Raw genomic sequence first — 2,019 nt, 5'->3', positions numbered from 1 at the left:
GATGTGTATAAGAGACAGGCCGGGGGCTTCCGCTCGCCCGCCGGGGTGACTACTCCTTCGCGGGCCCCTCCGGACCTTCGGTGCCTTCCTTGCCGGTCTCCCCGGCATCGGAACCGGCGGCATCGGAACCGGCACCGCCACCGCCACCGCCCGCGTCCGCCACGGGCAGGGCGTCGCCGTCCTCGGTGTCGGACGGGGCGTCCGTCGGGGTCGCCCCCGCGCCGTCCGCGTCGAGCAGCCGGGTCAGCTGCCGTCCGACGATCCGCTTGAACTTGCGCTGCTGGGGCCGGGTCCGGTCCAGGACCGCGACCTCCAGCCGCTCGGCGGGGATCTCCCGCTCGTTGCCGTTGGCCTCGCGCGAGAGCGCCTGCACGGCCAGCTTCAGCGCCTCGGCGAGCGACATCCCGTCACGGTGTCGCTGGTCGAGGAACTGGCTGATCTGCTCGGCGTTGCCGCCGACCGCGACCGAGCCGTGCTCGTCCACGATCGAGCCGTCGTGCGGCAGCCGGTAGATCTGGTCGCCCTCCGGCCCGGCGCCGACCTCGGCGACCACCAGCTCCACCTCGTACGGCTTCTCGGCCGCGCTGGAGAAGATGGTGCCCAGCGTCTGCGCGTAGACGTTGGCGAGCCCACGGGCCGTCACGTCGTCGCGGTCGTAGGTGTACCCCCGCAGGTCCGCGTAACGGACCCCGCCGATGCGGAGGTTCTCGTACTCGTTGTACTTGCCGGCGGCCGCGAAGCCGATCCGGTCGTAGATCTCGCTGAACTTGTGCAGCGCGCGGGACGGGTTCTCGCCGACGAACACAATGCCGTCGGCGTACTGCAGCACAACCAGGCTGCGACCACGGGCGATGCCCTTCCGGGCGTATTCCGCCCGGTCGGCCATGGCCTGCTGGGGTGAGACATAGAACGGCGTCGACACCGGCTATCCGTCCCTTTCTGTCAGTGACGAGTGCATCGAAGGAGCGTCGGGCCGGTCAGAGCAGGGCGGCGCGCGGGCCGTCGGGCTCCTGGAGCCGCCGGTCCACGACCGAGCGGGCGACCGCGGACGACTCCTCGTCGGTCAGCTTGCGGAAGCCCTCGTCGGTGATGACGGTGACGATCGGGAAGAGCCGGCGGGCGAGGTCGGGGCCGCCGGTCGCCGAGTCGTCGTCCGCCGCGTCGTACAGGGCCTGCACCACGAGGGTGAGCGCCTGCTCCTCGGTCAGGTCGTCGCGGTAGAGCTTCTTCATCGAGCCGCGCGCGAAGAGCGACCCGGAGCCGGTGGCCGCGTATCCCCGCTCCTCGGACCGGCCGCCGGTGACGTCGTAGGAGAAGATCCGGCCCTTCTCCCGGTCCACGTCGTAGCCCGCGAAGAGCGGGACGACCGCCAGGCCCTGCATGGCCATCGAGAGGTTTCCGCGGATCATCGTGGAGAGGCGGTTGGCCTTGCCCTCCAGGGAGAGCGTGGCACCCTCGACCTTCTCGAAGTGCTCCAGCTCCAGCTGGAACAGCTTGACCATCTCGATGGCGAGCCCGGCGGTGCCGGCGATGCCCACCGCCGAGTACTCGTCGGCCGGGAAGACCTTCTGCATGTCGCGCTGGGCGATCATGTTCCCCATGGTGGCGCGCCGGTCACCGGCGAGGACCACCCCGCCGGGGAAGGCGGCCGCCACGATGGTCGTCCCGTGCGGCGCCTCGAAGGCTCCCTGCACGGGCGGGAGGCTGCGGTTGCCCGGCAGCATCTCCGGCGAGTGGTCGGTCAGGAAGTCCATGAACGAGGACGAACCCGGCGTCAGGAACGCAGCTGGTAGACGCCCGGTGCTACGAGTGTTGGCTTCCACGCGTTTCCCTCCAGGTATGCGATGGCCCTGCGCAAGGTGTCAGGATCATCCCCCAACTTGCCGATGGCCGAATTGCAGTTGAAGCACTACGCCACGGACCCTACCCGCCTGTCGGCGGTGATCAACACGATCCGGGTGCAGAAGCGCTTCCGCGGGGTGCCGGTACGGGTACGGGCCTGTCTCTTATACACATCTC

At 69.8% G+C, this 2,019-nt stretch carries 2 protein-coding genes and 1 pseudogene; all 3 read right to left on the bottom strand.

Features of this window, described 5'->3' with window-relative positions:
* Window positions 1-49: 49 nt before the first annotated feature.
* Window positions 50-922 (bottom strand): proteasome subunit alpha, encoded by an 873-nt coding sequence (gene prcA, locus IH13_RS0134750; RefSeq protein ID WP_031090934.1) that lies wholly within the window; start codon window positions 920-922, stop codon window positions 50-52.
* 55 nt (window positions 923-977) lie between these two features.
* Window positions 978-1,823 carry a proteasome subunit beta gene (gene prcB, locus IH13_RS0134745; protein ID WP_031090933.1) on the bottom strand — a complete coding sequence of 282 codons (846 nt, stop codon included), beginning with the start codon at window positions 1,821-1,823 and terminating at the stop codon, window positions 978-980.
* A pseudogene (locus IH13_RS45380) lies at window positions 1,775-1,949 on the bottom strand (endonuclease domain-containing protein); the annotation flags it as partial. The gene prcB and the pseudogene IH13_RS45380, both read right to left, overlap by 49 nt.
* Window positions 1,950-2,019: the final 70 nt, after the last annotated feature.

The sequence above is a fragment of the Streptomyces sp. NRRL WC-3549 genome (assembly GCF_000721935.1).
Taxonomy (GTDB): Bacteria; Actinomycetota; Actinomycetes; order Streptomycetales; family Streptomycetaceae; genus Streptomyces.
This window is presented reverse-complemented; position numbering and strand designations above follow the sequence as displayed.